This is a genomic window from Pseudomonas sp. B34(2017), from assembly GCF_002112915.1.
Classification (GTDB): domain Bacteria; phylum Pseudomonadota; class Gammaproteobacteria; order Pseudomonadales; family Pseudomonadaceae; genus Aquipseudomonas; species Aquipseudomonas pharyngis.
Window position 1 is genome coordinate 348,269 of sequence record NZ_NEJA01000001.1, and the last position, 16,022, is coordinate 364,290.

Annotated in this window: 16 protein-coding genes; 9 read left to right on the plus strand and 7 right to left on the minus strand. The window is 62.1% G+C overall.

Features of this window, described 5'->3' with window-relative positions; genetic code table 11:
• Positions 1-65: 65 nt before the first annotated feature.
• Together CAF80_RS01630 and CAF80_RS01635 are read left to right on the plus strand one after the other, a co-directional pair.
• The gene (locus CAF80_RS01630; RefSeq protein ID WP_085666736.1) at positions 66-2,225 is read left to right on the plus strand and encodes a type I secretion system permease/ATPase; all 2,160 of its coding nucleotides are present in this window, start codon (positions 66-68) and stop codon (positions 2,223-2,225) included.
• Between the two features lie 10 nt (positions 2,226-2,235).
• Positions 2,236-3,597 (plus strand): HlyD family type I secretion periplasmic adaptor subunit, encoded by a 1,362-nt coding sequence (locus tag CAF80_RS01635; RefSeq protein WP_085666737.1) that lies wholly within the window; start codon positions 2,236-2,238, stop codon positions 3,595-3,597.
• A gap of 152 nt (positions 3,598-3,749) precedes the next feature.
• On the opposite strand, the gene CAF80_RS01640 is transcribed toward CAF80_RS01635, so the two are convergent.
• Both CAF80_RS01640 and CAF80_RS01645 read right to left on the minus strand, forming a co-directional pair.
• Positions 3,750-4,343 (minus strand): tRNA-uridine aminocarboxypropyltransferase, encoded by a 594-nt coding sequence (locus CAF80_RS01640; protein WP_085666738.1) that lies wholly within the window; start codon positions 4,341-4,343, stop codon positions 3,750-3,752.
• 4 nt (positions 4,344-4,347) lie between these two features.
• Positions 4,348-5,241: a LysR family transcriptional regulator gene (locus CAF80_RS01645; protein WP_039772530.1), complete on the minus strand. Its 894-nt coding sequence runs from the start codon at positions 5,239-5,241 to the stop codon at positions 4,348-4,350.
• Positions 5,242-5,473: 232 nt separating this feature from the next.
• Between CAF80_RS01645 and speB the strand changes: the two genes are divergently transcribed.
• The 6 genes from speB (at position 5,474) to CAF80_RS01675 (ending at position 10,999) form a co-directional block, all read left to right on the plus strand.
• On the plus strand, positions 5,474-6,424 hold the full coding sequence (speB, locus tag CAF80_RS01650; RefSeq protein WP_003222717.1) for an agmatinase: 951 nt from the start codon (positions 5,474-5,476) through the stop codon (positions 6,422-6,424).
• A 10-nt stretch (positions 6,425-6,434) separates the two neighbouring features.
• The gene (locus tag CAF80_RS01655; RefSeq protein WP_074691148.1) at positions 6,435-6,857 is read left to right on the plus strand and encodes a nuclear transport factor 2 family protein; all 423 of its coding nucleotides are present in this window, start codon (positions 6,435-6,437) and stop codon (positions 6,855-6,857) included.
• 56 nt (positions 6,858-6,913) lie between these two features.
• Entirely contained in the window at positions 6,914-8,425 is a 1,512-nt protein-coding gene (locus CAF80_RS01660) for a cytosine permease (RefSeq protein ID WP_064594245.1), read from the plus strand.
• A gap of 93 nt (positions 8,426-8,518) precedes the next feature.
• On the plus strand, positions 8,519-9,898 hold the full coding sequence (locus CAF80_RS01665) for a sodium:solute symporter (protein WP_039772536.1): 1,380 nt from the start codon (positions 8,519-8,521) through the stop codon (positions 9,896-9,898).
• Between the two features lie 82 nt (positions 9,899-9,980).
• Positions 9,981-10,706 carry an MBL fold metallo-hydrolase gene (locus CAF80_RS01670; protein ID WP_085666739.1) on the plus strand — a complete coding sequence of 242 codons (726 nt, stop codon included), beginning with the start codon at positions 9,981-9,983 and terminating at the stop codon, positions 10,704-10,706.
• A 44-nt stretch (positions 10,707-10,750) separates the two neighbouring features.
• Positions 10,751-10,999 (plus strand): phosphopantetheine-containing protein, encoded by a 249-nt coding sequence (locus CAF80_RS01675; protein WP_039772540.1) that lies wholly within the window; start codon positions 10,751-10,753, stop codon positions 10,997-10,999.
• A gap of 93 nt (positions 11,000-11,092) precedes the next feature.
• Here the strand turns inward: CAF80_RS01675 and CAF80_RS29005 are convergent, their stop codons facing one another.
• Together CAF80_RS29005 and CAF80_RS01680 are read right to left on the minus strand one after the other, a co-directional pair.
• Positions 11,093-11,221 (minus strand): PA1414 family protein, encoded by a 129-nt coding sequence (locus CAF80_RS29005; protein WP_003184145.1) that lies wholly within the window; start codon positions 11,219-11,221, stop codon positions 11,093-11,095.
• A 142-nt stretch (positions 11,222-11,363) separates the two neighbouring features.
• Positions 11,364-12,257 carry a LysR family transcriptional regulator gene (locus tag CAF80_RS01680; protein ID WP_074691146.1) on the minus strand — a complete coding sequence of 298 codons (894 nt, stop codon included), beginning with the start codon at positions 12,255-12,257 and terminating at the stop codon, positions 11,364-11,366.
• 104 nt (positions 12,258-12,361) lie between these two features.
• Here CAF80_RS01680 and CAF80_RS01685 point away from each other — a divergent pair, with 104 nt between their 5' ends.
• Positions 12,362-13,543 (plus strand): MFS transporter, encoded by a 1,182-nt coding sequence (locus CAF80_RS01685; protein ID WP_085666740.1) that lies wholly within the window; start codon positions 12,362-12,364, stop codon positions 13,541-13,543.
• Here the strand turns inward: CAF80_RS01685 and CAF80_RS01690 are convergent.
• From CAF80_RS01690 to CAF80_RS01700, 3 genes are all read right to left on the minus strand, one after another.
• Entirely contained in the window at positions 13,488-14,420 is a 933-nt protein-coding gene (locus CAF80_RS01690; protein WP_085666741.1) for a DMT family transporter, read from the minus strand. The two genes, CAF80_RS01685 and CAF80_RS01690, sit on opposite strands and share 56 nt — an antisense overlap.
• Before the next feature lie 163 nt (positions 14,421-14,583).
• Complete coding sequence (locus CAF80_RS01695) at positions 14,584-14,973, minus strand: DUF2177 family protein (RefSeq protein WP_085666742.1); 390 nt, start codon at positions 14,971-14,973, stop codon at positions 14,584-14,586.
• A 44-nt stretch (positions 14,974-15,017) separates the two neighbouring features.
• Positions 15,018-15,854, minus strand: coding sequence for a S1 RNA-binding domain-containing protein (locus tag CAF80_RS01700; protein WP_039772545.1), 837 nt, complete (start codon positions 15,852-15,854; stop codon positions 15,018-15,020).
• Between the last annotated feature and the right edge of the window lie 168 nt (positions 15,855-16,022).

Here is a 16,022-nt window from a genome sequence, read left to right on the forward strand (position 1 = left end):
GACGTGGGAACGATCAACACAGGGTTGATGTGGATAGCCGAGCCAGTTCAACGGGAGCGATCAATATGACCAGCATGCAACCCGGTAACACCGGGATCGATCCGCGGCTGAGTTTCGATGACCCGTTGCTCGACGGTCTGTTGATCCTCTGCAAACTGCATGGCGCGACGGTCAGTCGCGCCAGCCTGAGCGCCGGGCTGCCCCTGGACAAACAACGCCTGAGCCTGGACCTGCTGCCCCGCGCCGCAGCCCGGGCCGGGTTGCAGGCGCGCTTGCTGCGCCGGGAACTCAAGGACATTTCACCGCTGAACCTGCCGGTGCTGTTGTTGCTGGGCAACGGGCGCACGGCAGTGCTGCGGCGTTTTAGCGAAGACGGCAAGGCGCTGATCCTGCCCAGTGAAGCCGACGGCGGCGAGCAATGGGTCAGCCGTGAAGAACTCACCGAACACTACAGCGGCCAGGCCTTGTTCGCCCGGCCACGGCATGAACTGGAAGACCTGCGCTCGCCGCTGGTGCCACGGGTGCAGGCGTGGTTTCGCGACACCCTGAAGCTGTCGAAATGGCTTTACAGCGACGCGATCCTCGCCAGTTTCCTGATCAACCTGCTGGGCCTGATGGTGCCGCTGTTCGTCATGCAGACCTACGATCGCGTGGTGCCGAACCAGGCCACGTCGACCCTGTGGGTGCTGGCCATCGGGCTGCTGATCGGCACCGGTTTCGAACTGGTGCTGCGGGTGGTGCGCGCGCACTTGCTGGACACTGCCGGCAAGAAAACCGACGTGATCCTTTCCGCAACTTTATTCGAACGCATCACCGGCATGTCGATGAAGGCCCGGCCGGCGACCATCGGCGGATTCGCCCAGAGCATTCACGACTTTCAGGGCCTGCGGGAATTCCTTACTGCCGTGACCCTGACCAGCCTGATCGACCTGCCCTTCGTGGTGTTGATGCTGGTGGTGATCGGCCTGCTCGGCGGCTGGCTGGTGGTGATTCCACTGCTGGCGTTTCCGATCACGATCGTGTTCGCGATGATCATTCAGGTCCGCCTGCGCGACACCGTGCAGAAAAGCCTGAGCCTCGGCGCCGAGCGTCAGGCGTTGCTGATCGAAACCCTCGGTGGCCTGGAAACCCTCAAGGCGTGCAGCGCCGAAAGCGAGCGCCAGCACAAATGGGAGAGCACCCACGGCGCCCTCACCCGCCTCGACAGCCATGCCCGTAATCTCTCGGCGCTGGCCACCAACGGCACGCTGTTCATCCAGCAGTTTTCGGGGATGGCGACGATTGTGGCCGGGGTCTACAGCATCATCGCCGGCAACCTCAGCGTCGGCGCGCTGGTGGCGACTTACATGCTCGGCAGCCGCGTGCTCGCGCCGCTGGGCCAGATCGCCGGGCTGATCACCCGCTACCAGCAAGCGCAACTGACCATGAAAAGCACCGACGCGCTGATGTCCCTGCCTCAGGAACGCGACGGCAAACAGCGGCCGCTGGAGCGCACGCAACTGCAAGGTGCGCTGGACGCCAACGCGGTGACCTTCCACTACAACGGTCAGAACGCCCCGGCCCTGAACAACGTCAGCTTCAGCGTCAAACCCGGCGAGCGGATCGGCATCATCGGCCGCAGCGGTTCCGGCAAAAGCACCCTGGCGCGACTGGTGATGGGCTTCTACGAACCGGACGAAGGCCAGTTTCTGCTCGACGGCCTCGACCTGCGGCAACTGGATGTCGCCGACCTGCGCCAGCAAATCGGCTACGTCGCCCACGACCTGCCGCTGCTGGCCGGCAGCCTGCGCGACAACCTGACCCTCGGCGCCCGCTACATCAGCGATTCACGGATGCTCGAAGTGGCCGAACTGACCGGCGTCACCGAGCTCGCCCGCCAGCACCCGCAAGGCTTCGACCGGCCTGTGGGCGAGCGCGGGCAATTGCTCTCCGGCGGCCAGCGCCAGGCAGTGTTGCTGGCGCGGGCGCTGTTGCTCGACCCGCCGATCATGCTGCTCGACGAACCCACCAGCGCCATGGACAACAGCAGCGAAGACGTCCTGCGCCAGAAGCTGCACGGCTGGGTGCAGGGCAAAACCTTGTTGCTGGTCACCCACCGCACTTCAATGCTGAGCCTGGTGGACCGGTTGCTGGTGCTGGACAACGGCCGGATCGTCGCCGACGGTCCGAAAGAAGCGGTCATCGATGCGTTGCGCAAGGGCCGGGTCGGCTCGGCAGCGGTCTAGGAGTTACCCCATGTCTGCTTCCTCACCTTCAAAACCCCGCGGTTATTTCGACAGCTTCGGTAAAAGCGCCGAAGCCGAATTCATGCCGGAAACCGCCGGTGCCTCGCTGCAGGATTCGCCACGCTGGTCGCGCATCACCGTGTGGCTGGCGGCGGCGCTGCTGATCAGTGCGCTGGTCTGGGCCAAGTTCGCGGTGTTGCAGGAAGTGACCATGGGCGAAGGCAAGGCGATTCCGTCGAGCAAGGTCCAGGTGATCCAGAACCTGGAGGGCGGGATCGTCACCGAGATCTTCGTGCGCGAAGGACAAATGGTCGATAAGGGCGACAAACTGCTGCGCCTGGACGACACGCGGTTTCTGTCGAACAAGGGTGAGAGCGAGGCCGATCGTTATGCCTTGACCGCGCAGGTCGAACGCTTGTCCGCCGAAGCAGAGGGCCGGCCGTTCAAGCTCTCGGATGAAGTGATCGCCAAGGCGCCGCAAGTGGCCGAGGACGAGCGCTCGCTGTATGAACAACGGCAGCGGCGGCTGGCCAGCGAACAGAGAACCCTTAGCGAACAGCTGCGGCAGAAAACTCAGGAGCTGGCGGAGTTTCGCTCGAAACAGGGGCAATACAGTTCGAGCCTGGCACTGGTCAATCAGGAAATGAACATGTCCGAACCGCTGGTCAAGACCGGTGCCGTGTCGCCGGTGGAGATCTTGCGGCTCAAGCGCAGTGCGGTGGAAATCCGCGGTTCCCTGAACGCCACGACACTGGCCATTCCCCGCGCCGAATCGGCCATCGCCGAGATCCGCAGCAAGATCGACGAATCGGAACAGTCCTTCCGCTCCGAAGCGGCCAAAGAGCTCAACGAGAAACGCACCGACCTGTCGAAAATCACCGCGTCGAGCATCGCCATCGACGACCGCGTCAGCCGCACCACCGTGACTTCGCCGGTGCATGGGGTGATCAAGCAGATGAAGGTCAACACCATCGGCGGCGTGGTGCAGCCGGGCAGCGACATGGTGGAAATCGTGCCGTTGGAAGACAACCTGCTGATCGAAGCCAAGGTCCGCCCTCAGGACGTGGCGTTCCTGCATCCGGGCCAGAAAGCCATGGTCAAGTTCAGCGCCTACGACTACACGATCTACGGCGGGCTCAGCGCCAAGCTTGAGCTGATCGGCGCCGACACCATCACTGATGACAAGGGCAACAGCTTCTACCTGATTCAGGTGCGCACCGACAAAAACCATTTGGGCGGGGATGTGAAACCGTTGCTGATCATTCCGGGGATGGTCGCGACGGTGGACATCATTACCGGGGAGAAAAGCGTGCTGGATTACCTGCTCAAACCGGTGCTGAAAGCCCGGACCGAGGCGATGCGCGAGCGCTAGTGATTGATCGCTCTCACGTTGATCGTTCCCACGCTCTGCGTGGGAATGCATCCAGTGACGCTCTGCGTCACCGTCTCGAAGGGACGCGGAGCGTCCCGGGCGGCATTCCCACGCGGAGCGTGGGAACGATCAGGCGATCAGTATCCGTCCGATCAGCCTCCGTGATTCTTCTGGAAAGTCTCCTCCCCCATCGCCGCAATCTGCCCCTCGATCAGCGCCTCGAACGGTTTAAGCAACGGCTCGAACGAGGCCGGCGCTTCCAGCGTCTGCAACGCCTGAACAATCGCCTCAATCGTCGACAACGCCCCTGGCTCCGGAGCCTTGCGCAGCCGATACCGCGAAACCCCGCCCTGGGCCAACGTCACCCGTGGCAACGCCGCCAGCAACGGATTGAGGTGCAACATCTTGCGCGCCTTGCGCCACGTGCCGTCCGGCACCACCAGCAACAGCGGTTCATCCGATGCGGCGTAAGCCTGCATCGGCTGCGCATCGTCCGCCGGGAACAACAACCGTGCCCGATACCCCGGCCGATTCAGCAGCGCGGGCAAATCCTCGAATACCTCACCGACGATCAGCTCGGCATTGTTCAACCCAAGCGCCGCCAGCCGCGCGGTGTTGAGCGCGTGATTGACCTCACTCGGGTGCTGCAACAGCAACACCCGGGTGCGGCTGTCGAGGCTGGGGATCAGCGGGCACAGGCAATGGGTTTGTGGGCGCAGGCAGCGCGGGCATTGGGGTCTGGACATTGTCTTATGCCTGATTGAGCTGCGCTTTGAGCAGGTCGCGGAAAGTCTGGATCAGCGGCTCGCGGCTGCGGCCACGGCGCATGATCATGGAAAACGGCGCCTGATAGCCGAAGGTGGCCGGCAGCAGCACCCGCAGGTCGCCCTTGTCGGCCCAGGCCTGGGCGTAGTGCTCCGGCAGGTAACCGATGTAGGCGCCGGACAGCACCAGAATCAGCTGCGCCTCCATACTTTCCACGGTCGCGGCGCTGTGTTTGAAACCGTGGCGCGCCAGTTCGGCCTGGCTCCAGTAACCGCGCCCGACCATGCGTTGCTGGGTGATGACCTGCTCGGGAATCCGCCGTTCGTTGAACAGCGGGTGCCGGTTGCTGCAATACAGCCAGTGCTGCTCGCGATACAGCGGCATGTACACCAGACCGCTCATGCGCGTGGAAAACGCGCCAATGGCCAGATCGAGACGATTGTCCTGCACGCCGAGTTGCAGCTCATACGGGCTCATCACCGACAAATGCAGATGCACCGCCGGGTGTTCCTGGCTGTAGGCGCCGATGGCTTCGGCGAACGGCAAGGCCTTGTCGCTGACCGTGGAGTCGATCACCCCGAGGTTGAGGGTGCCGCGCAATTCGCCCTTGAGCGCGGCGGCGTATTGCTCGAAACCTTCAAGCTCCGCGAGCAGGCGCAGGGTTTCCTGATGGAACAGCTCGCCCTTGCTGGTCAGGCTGAAACCACCGCGCCCGCGATGGCACAGCACCAGACCCAGCGCGGCTTCGAGCTGACTCATGTAGGTGCTGATCGCCGAGGTCGACAGGTTGAGTTCCTGCTGCGCGTTGGCAAACCCCTGATGACGCACGACGCTGACGAAGATGCGCAAAAGTTTCAGGTCGGGTAAAGCGTTGGCCATGTCTACTCCAAGGATCGTTCCCCATAGATCGTTCCCACGCTCTGCGTGGGAACGATCAGCGAGAAGTCTATCCATCTCCCTCGCATTAGTTTAGAAATTTCTGAACTAAGTATTTGCCCGTAGCGATTCTTCCGCCTCACTACATTTCGCAGAATCGGCCCACAGCGGTGCCCGTGACCTTGCGAATACGGCGTGCCGACATAAATAAAACAAAGACGATGAGGCCCTACCCGTGGACAAGATTCTTCACCAACCACTGGGCGGCAACGAAATGCCGCGCTTCGGCGGCATCGCCACCATGCTCCGACTCCCCCATGTACCGACCGCTGCCGGTCTGGACGCCGCCTTCGTTGGCGTGCCGCTGGACATCGGTACTTCGCTGCGCCCCGGCACCCGCTTCGGGCCGCGCGACATCCGCACCGAATCGGTGATGATCCGCCCGTACAACATGGCCACCGGCGCTGCGCCGTTCGACTCGCTGTCGGTTGCCGACATCGGTGACGTGGCGATCAACACCTTCAACCTGCTCGACGCCGTGCGCATCATCGAAGAAGCCTACGACAACATCCTCGAGCACAACGTGATCCCGATGACCCTGGGTGGCGACCACACCATCACCCTGCCAATCCTGCGTGCCATCCACAAAAAGCACGGCAAGGTCGGTCTGGTGCATATCGATGCCCACGCTGACGTCAACGATCACATGTTCGGCGAGAAAATCGCCCACGGTACGACCTTCCGTCGCGCGGTCGAAGAAGGTCTTCTGGACTGCGACCGCGTGGTGCAGATCGGTCTGCGGGCGCAGGGTTACACCGCCGACGACTTCAACTGGAGCCGCGATCAGGGCTTCCGCGTCGTTCAGGCCGAAGAGTGCTGGCACAAGTCGCTGGCGCCGCTGATGGCCGAAGTGCGCGAGAAAGTCGGTGGCGGCCCGGTGTACCTGAGCTTTGACATCGACGGCATCGACCCGGCCTGGGCGCCTGGCACCGGCACCCCGGAAATCGGTGGTCTGACGACCATTCAGGCGATTGAAATCGTTCGCGGCTGTCAGGGCCTCGACCTGATCGGCTGCGATCTGGTAGAAGTCTCGCCCGCTTATGACACCACCGGCAACACCTCGCTGCTGGCCGCCAACCTGCTGTACGAAATGCTCTGCGTACTGCCGGGCGTGGTCCACCGCTGAGGGTCGGGTCATGAACGAACGTGATCAGGTTCTGAAAGCGGCCGCCGCTCTGGTGTCCGCCTTCGCCCGCAACGATCGCGAAGCCTACTTCGGCGCGTTCAGCGCCGATGCGAGCTTTGTGTTCTACACCCTCGAACAGCCCCTGCTGTCGCGCGATGCCTATCAGGCGTTGTGGGACAACTGGCGCGCCGAGGATGGCTTCGAGGTGCTGTCCTGCACCTCGAGCAACGCCTTCGTCAGCCTGCAGGGTGACGTGGCGATTTTCATCCATGACGTGGCCACCGAGCTGCGCATGCAAGGGGAGCAACACTTCAGCCAGGAGCGCGAGACGATTGTTTTCAGAAAACAAGCGTCGAGCCTAGAACAACAAGGCCTTTGGCTGGCCTGTCACGAACATTTGTCCGCAATGCCGGAAGGGCTGCCATCCCCTTAGCCAAACAGGTGACGCCTCACACACGATGAGGCGCGCCTTTATGATCGGAGCAGATCATGAATAACAACAACAACGATCAAAGCCTTACGCAGATTGAAACCCACGGGGTCGAACAGATCCCGGACAACGAACGCACCGCCGGTCCCGTGGACTTGTTCCGCATGATCTTCGGCGGCGCGAATACCTTTGCCACCGCCGTGCTCGGCAGTTTCCCGGTGCTGTTCGGCCTGTCCTTTCAGGCGGGCGTCTGGGCGATTGTCTCGGGCGTGCTGCTTGGCTCGCTGATCCTTGCACCGATGGGCCTGTTCGGCCCGCTCAACGGCACCAACAATGCCGTGTCGTCCGGTGCGCACTTCGGCGTGCACGGGCGGATCGTCGGTTCGTTCCTGTCGCTGCTGACCGCCATCGCCTTCTTCTCGCTCTCGGTGTGGAGTTCGGGGGATGCGCTGATCGGTGGTGCAAAACGCCTGATCGGCCTGCCGGAAACCGACCTGACCCTGGGCCTGGCCTACGGTCTGTTCGCGATTCTGGTCCTGACCGTGTGCATCTACGGCTTCCGCTTCCTGCTGTGGGTGAACAAGGTCGCGGTGTGGAGCGCGAGCCTGCTGTTCCTGCTGGGCATCTTCGCTTTCGCCGGCCCGTTCGATTCGCACTACGCCGGCACCGTCAGCCTCGGCCAGCCGGGCTTCTGGGCCGCGTTCATCGGCGCCGCGCTGGTGGCCATGAGCAACCCGATTTCCTTCGGCGCGTTCCTCGGCGACTGGGCCCGCTACATCCCGCGTGAAACTTCGCGTCAGCGGATCATGGCGGCGGTGGTGCTCTCGCAGATCGCCACCTTCATCCCGTTCCTGTTCGGCCTGACCACCGCGACCATTGTGGCGATCCAGGCGCCGGACTACATCGCGGCCAACAACTACGTCGGCGGTCTGCTGGCGGTGTCACCGAGCTGGTTCTTCCTGCCGGTGTGCCTGATTGCGGTGATCGGCGGCATGTCCACCGGCACCACCTCGCTGTATGGCACCGGGCTGGACATGTCGAGCGTGTTCCCGCGTCTGCTTTCACGGGTCAAGGCGACGTTGCTGATCGGCGTGCTGTCGATTGCCTTCATCTTCATCGGGCGCTTTGCGGCGAATCTGGTGCAGAGCGTGTCGACCTTCGCCGTGCTGATCATCACCTGCACCACTCCGTGGATGGTGATCATGATCATCGGCCTGGTGGTGCGTCGCGGCTTCTATTGCCCGGACGACCTGCAAGTGTTCACTCGCGGTGAGCAAGGCGGGCGCTACTGGTTCAGCCACGGCTGGAACTGGCGCGGCCTGGGCGCGTGGATCCCGAGCGCGGCGGTCGGCCTGTGCTTCGTCAACCTGCCGGGGCAGTTCGTGGGTCCGCTGGGTGAGCTGGCCGGCGGCATCGACATCAGCCTGCTGGTGACCCTCGGGCTGGCCTCGGTGATGTACCTGATGCTGCTGAGCCTGTTCCCGGAGCCGGCGCTGGTCTACGGCCCGAAGGATCCCCGCAGCAAAGGCGCGCATGCGCCGGCTGAAGCGGCGCTGCGTCAGGCTGCCTGATCAACCTTGTGGGAGCGGGCTTGCTCCCACAAGGGCAGCCTCATAGAACCAATTTTGTTTCACCATAAAAAAGACAATCGGAGACACGCCATCATGGCTTTGGATTTATTCGTCGTCCTCATCTACGCCGCCGGCATGCTCTTGCTCGGCTACTTTGGCATGCGCAAGGCCAAGACCAACGAGGACTTCCTGGTCGCCGGGCGTAACCTAGGCCCGAGCCTGTACATGGGCACCATGGCTGCGACCGTTCTCGGCGGCGCGTCCACCGTCGGCACCGTGCGCCTGGGCTACGTGCACGGCATCTCCGGTTTCTGGCTGTGCGCGGCACTGGGTTGCGGCATCGTGGCGCTGAACCTGTTCCTCGCCAAGCCGCTGCTGAAACTGAAGATCTACACCGTTACCCAGGTCCTGGAAAAACGCTATAACCCGATGGCCCGCTCGGCCAGCGCGGCAATCATGCTGGCCTACGCGCTGATGATCGGCGTGACCTCGATCCTCGCCATCGGCACCGTGCTGCAAGTGCTGTTCGGCCTGCCGTTCTGGATCTCGGTACTGCTCGGCGGTGGCGTGGTGGTGATCTACTCGGCCATCGGCGGCATGTGGTCGCTGACCCTGACCGACATCGTCCAGTTCATCATCAAGACCGTCGGCCTGATGTTCATCCTCCTGCCAATCTGCCTGTACCGCGTCGGCGGCTGGGACGAACTGGTGCTGAAACTGCCGGCCACCGCCTTCAGCTTCACCACCATCGGCTGGGACACGATCATCACCTACTTCATGATCTACTTCTTCGGCATCCTGATCGGTCAGGACATCTGGCAACGGGTGTTCACCGTCAAGAACGAAAAAGTGGCTCAGTACGCCGGTAGCTTCGCGGGCATCTACTGCATCCTTTACGGTCTGGCCTGTGCTCTGATCGGCATGGCGGCGCACGTGCTGATCCCGGATCTGGACAACGTCAACAACGCCTTCGCCGCCATCGTCAAACTGTCGCTCCCGGATGGCATCCGTGGCCTGGTGATCGCCGCTGCCCTGGCCGCGATGATGTCCACCGCCAGCGCCGGTCTGCTCGCCGCTGCCACCACCCTGACCGAAGACCTGCTGCCGAAACTGCGTGGCGGCAAACAGTCGAGCCTGGGGGTAAACCGCCTGTTCACCCTGCTGACCGGTGTCGTGGTGCTGGGCATCGCGCTGGTGGTCAACGACGTGATCAGCGCCCTGACCCTCGCGTACAACCTGTTGGTGGGCGGCATGCTGATCCCGCTGATCGGTGCGATCTTCTGGAAACGCGCCACCACCGCCGGCGCCATCGCCAGCATGGGCCTGGGCTTCGCCACCGCCCTGCTGTTCATGTTCAAGGATGGTCTGGATGCCAACACGCCGATCTACTACAGCCTGGCTGTGGGGCTGGTGAGTTTTGTGGTGGTCAGCCTGATGTCCCGTCGCCCAAACGTGGTGGCCAGCGCGATCTAAGCTGAAGCGGTAGCAACAACTTTCTTCGGCGGGTGTGGCGTCGGTTGCCACACCCGTTTTTTTCGTCTCAAGGAAAGTGCTTATGAAGATTGTTTCTCGCGATCAGTGGTTCGAAGTGCAGCACCTTAGCGACGGCATTCGGCTGATTCACGAGCCGTTCATCCGCCCGTTCTATCGCTGCAACCTGTGGCACGTTCAGGGCCGGGACAAGGATCTGTTGCTCGACAGCGGTTCCGGGCTGGTCAGCCTGCGCGAACAACTGCCGTGGCTGACCGAACGGCCGCTGGTGGCGGTGGCCAGTCATTGCCATTTCGACCACATCGCCGGGCATCACGAATTTACCGAACGACTGGTGCATCCCGCCGAGGCGAACATTCTGGCAGCGCCGGATGGCGAGAACGATCTGAGCCGGGCCTTCGTCGGCGACGACATGTTCGACGCGCACCCGGATTGCCCGTTGTGCTACGCCGAATATCGGGTCAAGGCTGCGCCGGCCACTGGTTTTGTCGAGGACGGCGATGTGCTGGACCTGGGCAATCGCACGCTGCAGGTGCTGCACACGCCGGGGCATTCACCGGGCGGGATCAGCCTCTATGAAGCGACCAGCGAAACCCTGTTCAGCGGCGACATCATTTACGACGGGCCGTTGATCGAAGACGCCTACCATTCCAACCTCGACGACTACGCTGCCAGCCTGCGGCGCTTGCAGGGGCTGAAGATCCGCACGGTGCATGGCGGGCACTTCGGCAGTTTTTCCGGGGCGCATTTGCGCGGGATGATTGACGAATGGTTGCGCCGGCACGCCTGAGGCCTGCTGTACTTCAGTCAGATCAACCACAATAAAAATCTGCCATGAGAAGAGCTGCCGTGCGTGCTGCCGTGCACCGCTTCATCCTGCGCCTGCTGGAAAATCGTGAATTCGACGACCACACCAGCCTTGCGCAACTGGGGCTGGAAAAAGCGGATATCGAGGATCTGATCTTCCATCTGGAAGATGAATTCGGACTGACGGCCTTCACCGCCGAAGAGGACCGGATGCTCAAGACTGCGAAAACCGTGAATGACCTGAGCCGGTTTCTGATGGAAATCGGGCGTCACTGAAAACAAAAGATCGCACCCGGCCGCCACTCCATGGAGCGACGGCCGGATGCGATCTTTTGTCGTTTAAATCCTTTGATCCTTCAAAGCGGGGCATTACCGCCGACGTGGCTGACGCCGACGCTGTTCGTCATCGGTGCGAATCGGGACCGGTTGCAGAGGCGGTTCGATCAAGCCGAGGGCAACACCCAAATCGTGCAGCCAGTTTTGAATTTTCTCTTTCATCGTCATGCCCCCTTCAGGGTGGTGCTGAGCGTCCGGAATTCTGAGGCCGCTTCGCACTGATAATAGTCCGAAGTCCTACGCAATGCTCGGCCAAATCCGCAATGATCTGTTACTGAATTGATCCAAATCCCTGACCGTTCGTTCAAGCCGTTTCCCGCACGTCCTCGCCAGCCACGGGATAGAGCGCCTGCTGCTGTTCAATCCACGCGTTGAGGTTGGCACCGACCATGCCCCGGCGCCACATGAGCCATGTTGTCGCACTGGCAAAAGGTTCGGCCAGCGGATGCACCGCCACGCTTTCGCGCCCCGGCAGGCTGGCGAGCATCGACTCCGACATCAGCGCCACACCGCTGCCGGCAATCACGCAGGCGAGCATGCCCTGATAGGACTCGATTTCCATCGCCCGGCCCATCGCCGCCTGGTAGTGGGCGAACCACGCTTCCAGCCGTGCGCGATAGGCGCAGCCATGACGAAAGGTGAACACTGCGCGCCCTTCGACATCCTTGGCGCTGCGCACCGGCGGGTGATCGGCCTCGCTGATCAGCACCAGTCGCTCGTTGCACAACGGCACACCGTCGATCCCGGCCAGTTGCGGCGGGCCGTCCACCAGCGCGGCGTCGAGGCGCCCGGTGAGCAGGCCTTCGAGCAACTCGCCACTGGGCCCGGACTGCACCTGAAGATTCACCGCCGGATATTGCTTGTGATAGCGCGCCAGCAGCGCCGGCAAATGGATCGCCGCCGTGCTGTACAGCGTACCGAGCACGAAATCCCCCGCCGGCTGCCCGCCCATCACCGCCGCGCAGGCCTGATCGCGCAAGGCGAACAGTTTGCCGGTGTAGTCCAGCAGGACTTTTCCCGCAGGCGACAACTGCAAACGCTGACGCTCACGGACGAACAGTTCGACGCCCAGTTGCTCCTCCAGTTGTTTAAGCCGTGTCGACAGGTTCGACGGCACCCGATGCAAACGTTCGGCGGCGCGGGTGATCGAGCCCTCTTCCGCAACGGCCTGGAAGATCCGCAATTGGCTGAACTCCACAACCTTTCTCCTGAACAGAACAAGTTTCTCACTATTATTCAATTTTAAAGAAAGTCAATCAGTCCTAGCCTGACGGTCATTGAACCTCCAACGGAATTCAGACCATGTCACCGCTGATTCGCTTATCCGCCTGTTTCATTGCCCTGATGATGGCCATGGGCATCGGGCGTTTCGCCCTCACCCCGCAACTGCCGCACCTGCTCAGTGAAGGGCAGATCGACCTGACCGCCGCCGGTCTGATTGCGGCGGCTAACTACCTCGGCTATCTGCTCGGTGCGGTGGACGCGATGTTTTCCCGCCGGCCCGAGCAGGTGCAGCGGCGCCTGCATGGTGGCTTGTGGTTGTGTGTGTTGCTGACACTGGCGTCGTTCTGGGCCAACGGCTTCTGGTCGCATCTGTTGCTGCGGTTCGGCACCGGAGTGGCGAGCGCCTGGGTGCTGGTGATGATTACTGCATTGAGTCAGCCGCTGGCTGCGGCGGCGGGTCGTCCACGGTTGGGGGCGCTGGTGTTTGCCGGGCCGGGGTTGGGGATTTTTCTGACTGGGCTGTTGGCGCTGTTCTCACATCTGGCGCAGCAGACTTCCGCCACCCTGTGGCTGATCTACGCCGCCGTGGCGCTGGTGACGCTGCTGGGGATCGTGCGGATCCTGCCACAACCGGGTGTCGGCGTGCCGGCCGCGCCGACTGCGGTCGGTTCGTCAAATCGTGGCATTGGACGTTTGGCGGTGGTGTATGCCTTGTACGGCGTGGGCTACATCATTCCGGCCACGTTTCTGTCGCAGATGGCCAACGCGCAGTTTCACGGGCAATGGCAGGCGGATCTGTTCTGGCCGTGCTTCGGCCTTGGCGCTGCGATTGGTGTGCTGCTGGTGAGTTTGCGTCGGCACGATCCGGAAACCACCCGGCACTGGTTGATGGCGACGTTGTGGCTGCAGGCTGTCGGGATGTTCGCTTGTCTGCTGGGCAGTGGCCTTGGTCTGGCGCTGGGCGTGATCCTGTGCGGCACGCCGTTCCTGGCCTGCATGCAACTGGTGATGCAACGCTCCCGGGAACTGGCGCCCCACGCCACCCAGCGCAACGCCGGCCTGCTCACTGCGTGCTTCGCCGTCGGCCAGCTCAGCGGGCCGTTGCTGGCGGCGGTCAGCAGCCACTTCAGCGGTGGCCTGCAACCGGCGCTGGTGATCGCCGGCAGCGGTCTGCTGATTGCCGGCGGTCTGGCGTGCAAATCGGTTACGGCTGGCCGAGGGCTTTGCGCAGGCGCCGACGCACCCACTGTTCCGCGCTGACGAAGGTGATGCCGAGCAGCACCAGCACGGCGCCGATGATGAAGTTCAGGCTGAGTTCTTCGCCGAGCAGCACCACGCCAAAGGTCACGCCGAACAATGGCGTCATGAAAGAAAACACCGCAAGGTTGGCCGCCAGATAACGGCGCAGCAGCCAGAACCAGGTCAGGTAACTGAAGAACGACACCACCAGCCCCTGGAACAGCACGCTGCCCACGGCCACGACGGTCAGGCTGACATGGGTGATCTGGCCGCTGAGCAGTGCGATCAGCAACAGGCCGATGAAGCCGACGATCAGTTGATAGAACAGGGTCAGGGTCACCGGCGCTTCCGACAGACGCGAGGCGCGCACCACCACGGTGGTCGCGCCCCAACTGGCACCGGCCAGCACGCCGAGGGCATCGCCCATCAACATGCGGCGGTCGAGGTTGTCCCACGACACGCCACCGGCAAATGCAATGGCAATCCCGACGAACGCGAGGAAAATCCCCAGCCATTGCACCGGGCGCAGACGCTCGCTCGGCAACAGGAAATGCACACCCAGCGCGGTGAAGATTGGTGCGGTGTAAAGGAACACCGACATGTGCGCCGCCGTGGTCAACTGCAAGCCTTCGGAGATGAACAGGAACTCCAGACCGAACAAGGCACCGGCCAGCAAGCCGCCGCGCCAGGTAGCACCGACCTGATCCCAGCCGCCCTTCCAGCAGATGAGCAGTCCTACCAGCAACGCGGAAATTCCCGACCGCCCCGCCGCCTGCATCACCGGCGCAATGTCGGTCGCCGCCCACTTGATCATCACCTGCTGCACGCCCCAGATCAGGCACAGGCCGATCATCACTTGCAGGGCAAACCCGTCGGCACTGCGCCGACTGGCGCTCACCTCGACACCTCGAACACACACGACATGGCAGTTTTTCCAATGGTCAAACAAAGCCCCGGCTCTTTGTCCGGGGCGAGAAAGGATGGCAGGGATTATCAACCAGTCGGACAGAAATTGCCGCCCGGCAAAGACATGCAATTGCCCTGTTGCGTCATGCCCGCCGTCAGCCTCGGCGAGCGGCCCAAAACCCGACCGTACAGGCCAGCGCCGTGGCAAACGTCCCCCAGGCCCAATCCATCAGCGATACCTGCGCCGACCAGCCGCGCAATGTCGCCCAGTTGGTCAGGTCATAGGTGCCATAAGCCACCAGCCCGAGCAGCGCGCCCATGCGGGCGGCGCGTTGCCAGGTCAGCGACGGCAGCACCACAAACACCACGCAGCCGAAAACGTACAGGCAATAAAAAACCGCTGCCGGCACCAGCAACGGTTTTTCGAGCATCAGCGAACCGAGCAGTTCACGATAGGTCGGCGCCATCAGCACGCCGAGCCAGAGCCCGTCGAGCAGAAGAAACGCCAGCAGTGTGGCAACGTAGGCAATCAACGCTTTTTTCATCTGCCGATCTCAAGTAAGCCCATGCAACATGGGCCACGCAAGACTCAGGTTAGTTCAATGCGATCGGCATGAATGACGATCTGACCGTTCTTGTACAACGAACCGATGGCCTTCTTGAAATTGCCCTTGCTGACACCGAACAGGCTGCTGATCAGTGCCGGATCGCTCTTGTCGCTGACGGCCAGGGTGCCATCGTTTTCGCGCAACTTGGCGAGGATCTTCGAGTTGAGGCTGCTGGCCGCTTCCTGCCCTACCGGTTGCAGACTCAGGCTGATCTTGCCGTCGGCGCGCACTTCCTTGATGAAACCTTTCTCGCGCATGCCGGAACGCATGAACTTGAAGATTTCATTCTTGTGAATCAGACCCCAGTGCTTGTTGTTGATGATTGCCTTGAAGCCCATGTCGGTGGCTTCGGCGACCAGCAGATCAACTTCCTGCCCAGCGCTATAGTTGGCCGGGGTCTTGTCCAGATAACGATCCAGGCGCGCGGTGGCGGTGATGCGGCGGGTGTGCTTGTCGAGGTAGACATGCACCACGCAGTACTCGCCGGCGGTCAACTGGCGTTTTTCTTCGGAGTAAGGCAGCAGCAGATCCTTCGGCAGGCCCCAATCAAGGAACACGCCGATGCTGTTGACTTCAACAACTTTCAAACTGGCAAATTCACCGACCTGAACTTTTGGTTTTTCAGTGGTGGCAATAAGTTTGTCATCACTGTCCAGATAAATGAAAACATTGAGCCAGTCTTCATCTTCGCTGGGAATATCTTTGGGGATATAACGGTTGGGCAAAAGGATTTCGCCGTCGGCACCGCCGTCCAGATATAAACCGAAGTTAGTGTGTTTAACCACTTGCAAACTGTTGTAACGCCCGACTAAAGCCATTTCCAATACCCTCATTGCGTGGGCGGCATTCTACCCGGTTTTGCCGTGCTGGTTGGCCGTCCGATCGGCCGGCCGCGCGAAAATCTGTGGGAAGCCTTGATTCTCCTGGATTTCGCGTTGGATGGACGCCGCTCGTCAGGCCAGCGTGACGGCTATCACGCGTTCCCG

What these genes read in the sequence shown, in the direction of transcription:
- CAF80_RS01630 (WP_085666736.1), top strand. Translation starts at nt 66, where the DNA reads ATGACCAGCATGCAACCCGGTAACACCGGGATCGATCCGCGGCTGAGT.
- CAF80_RS01635 (WP_085666737.1), top strand. Translation starts at nt 2,236, where the DNA reads ATGTCTGCTTCCTCACCTTCAAAACCCCGCGGTTATTTCGACAGCTTC.
- CAF80_RS01640 (WP_085666738.1), bottom strand. Translation starts at nt 4,343, where the DNA reads ATGTCCAGACCCCAATGCCCGCGCTGCCTGCGCCCACAAACCCATTGC.
- CAF80_RS01645 (WP_039772530.1), bottom strand. Translation starts at nt 5,241, where the DNA reads ATGGCCAACGCTTTACCCGACCTGAAACTTTTGCGCATCTTCGTCAGC.
- CAF80_RS01655 (WP_074691148.1), top strand. Translation starts at nt 6,435, where the DNA reads ATGAACGAACGTGATCAGGTTCTGAAAGCGGCCGCCGCTCTGGTGTCC.
- CAF80_RS01660 (WP_064594245.1), top strand. Translation starts at nt 6,914, where the DNA reads ATGAATAACAACAACAACGATCAAAGCCTTACGCAGATTGAAACCCAC.
- CAF80_RS01665 (WP_039772536.1), top strand. Translation starts at nt 8,519, where the DNA reads ATGGCTTTGGATTTATTCGTCGTCCTCATCTACGCCGCCGGCATGCTC.
- CAF80_RS01670 (WP_085666739.1), top strand. Translation starts at nt 9,981, where the DNA reads ATGAAGATTGTTTCTCGCGATCAGTGGTTCGAAGTGCAGCACCTTAGC.
- CAF80_RS01675 (WP_039772540.1), top strand. Translation starts at nt 10,751, where the DNA reads ATGAGAAGAGCTGCCGTGCGTGCTGCCGTGCACCGCTTCATCCTGCGC.
- CAF80_RS29005 (WP_003184145.1), bottom strand. Translation starts at nt 11,221, where the DNA reads ATGAAAGAGAAAATTCAAAACTGGCTGCACGATTTGGGTGTTGCCCTC.
- CAF80_RS01685 (WP_085666740.1), top strand. Translation starts at nt 12,362, where the DNA reads ATGTCACCGCTGATTCGCTTATCCGCCTGTTTCATTGCCCTGATGATG.
- CAF80_RS01695 (WP_085666742.1), bottom strand. Translation starts at nt 14,973, where the DNA reads ATGAAAAAAGCGTTGATTGCCTACGTTGCCACACTGCTGGCGTTTCTT.
- CAF80_RS01700 (WP_039772545.1), bottom strand. Translation starts at nt 15,854, where the DNA reads ATGGCTTTAGTCGGGCGTTACAACAGTTTGCAAGTGGTTAAACACACT.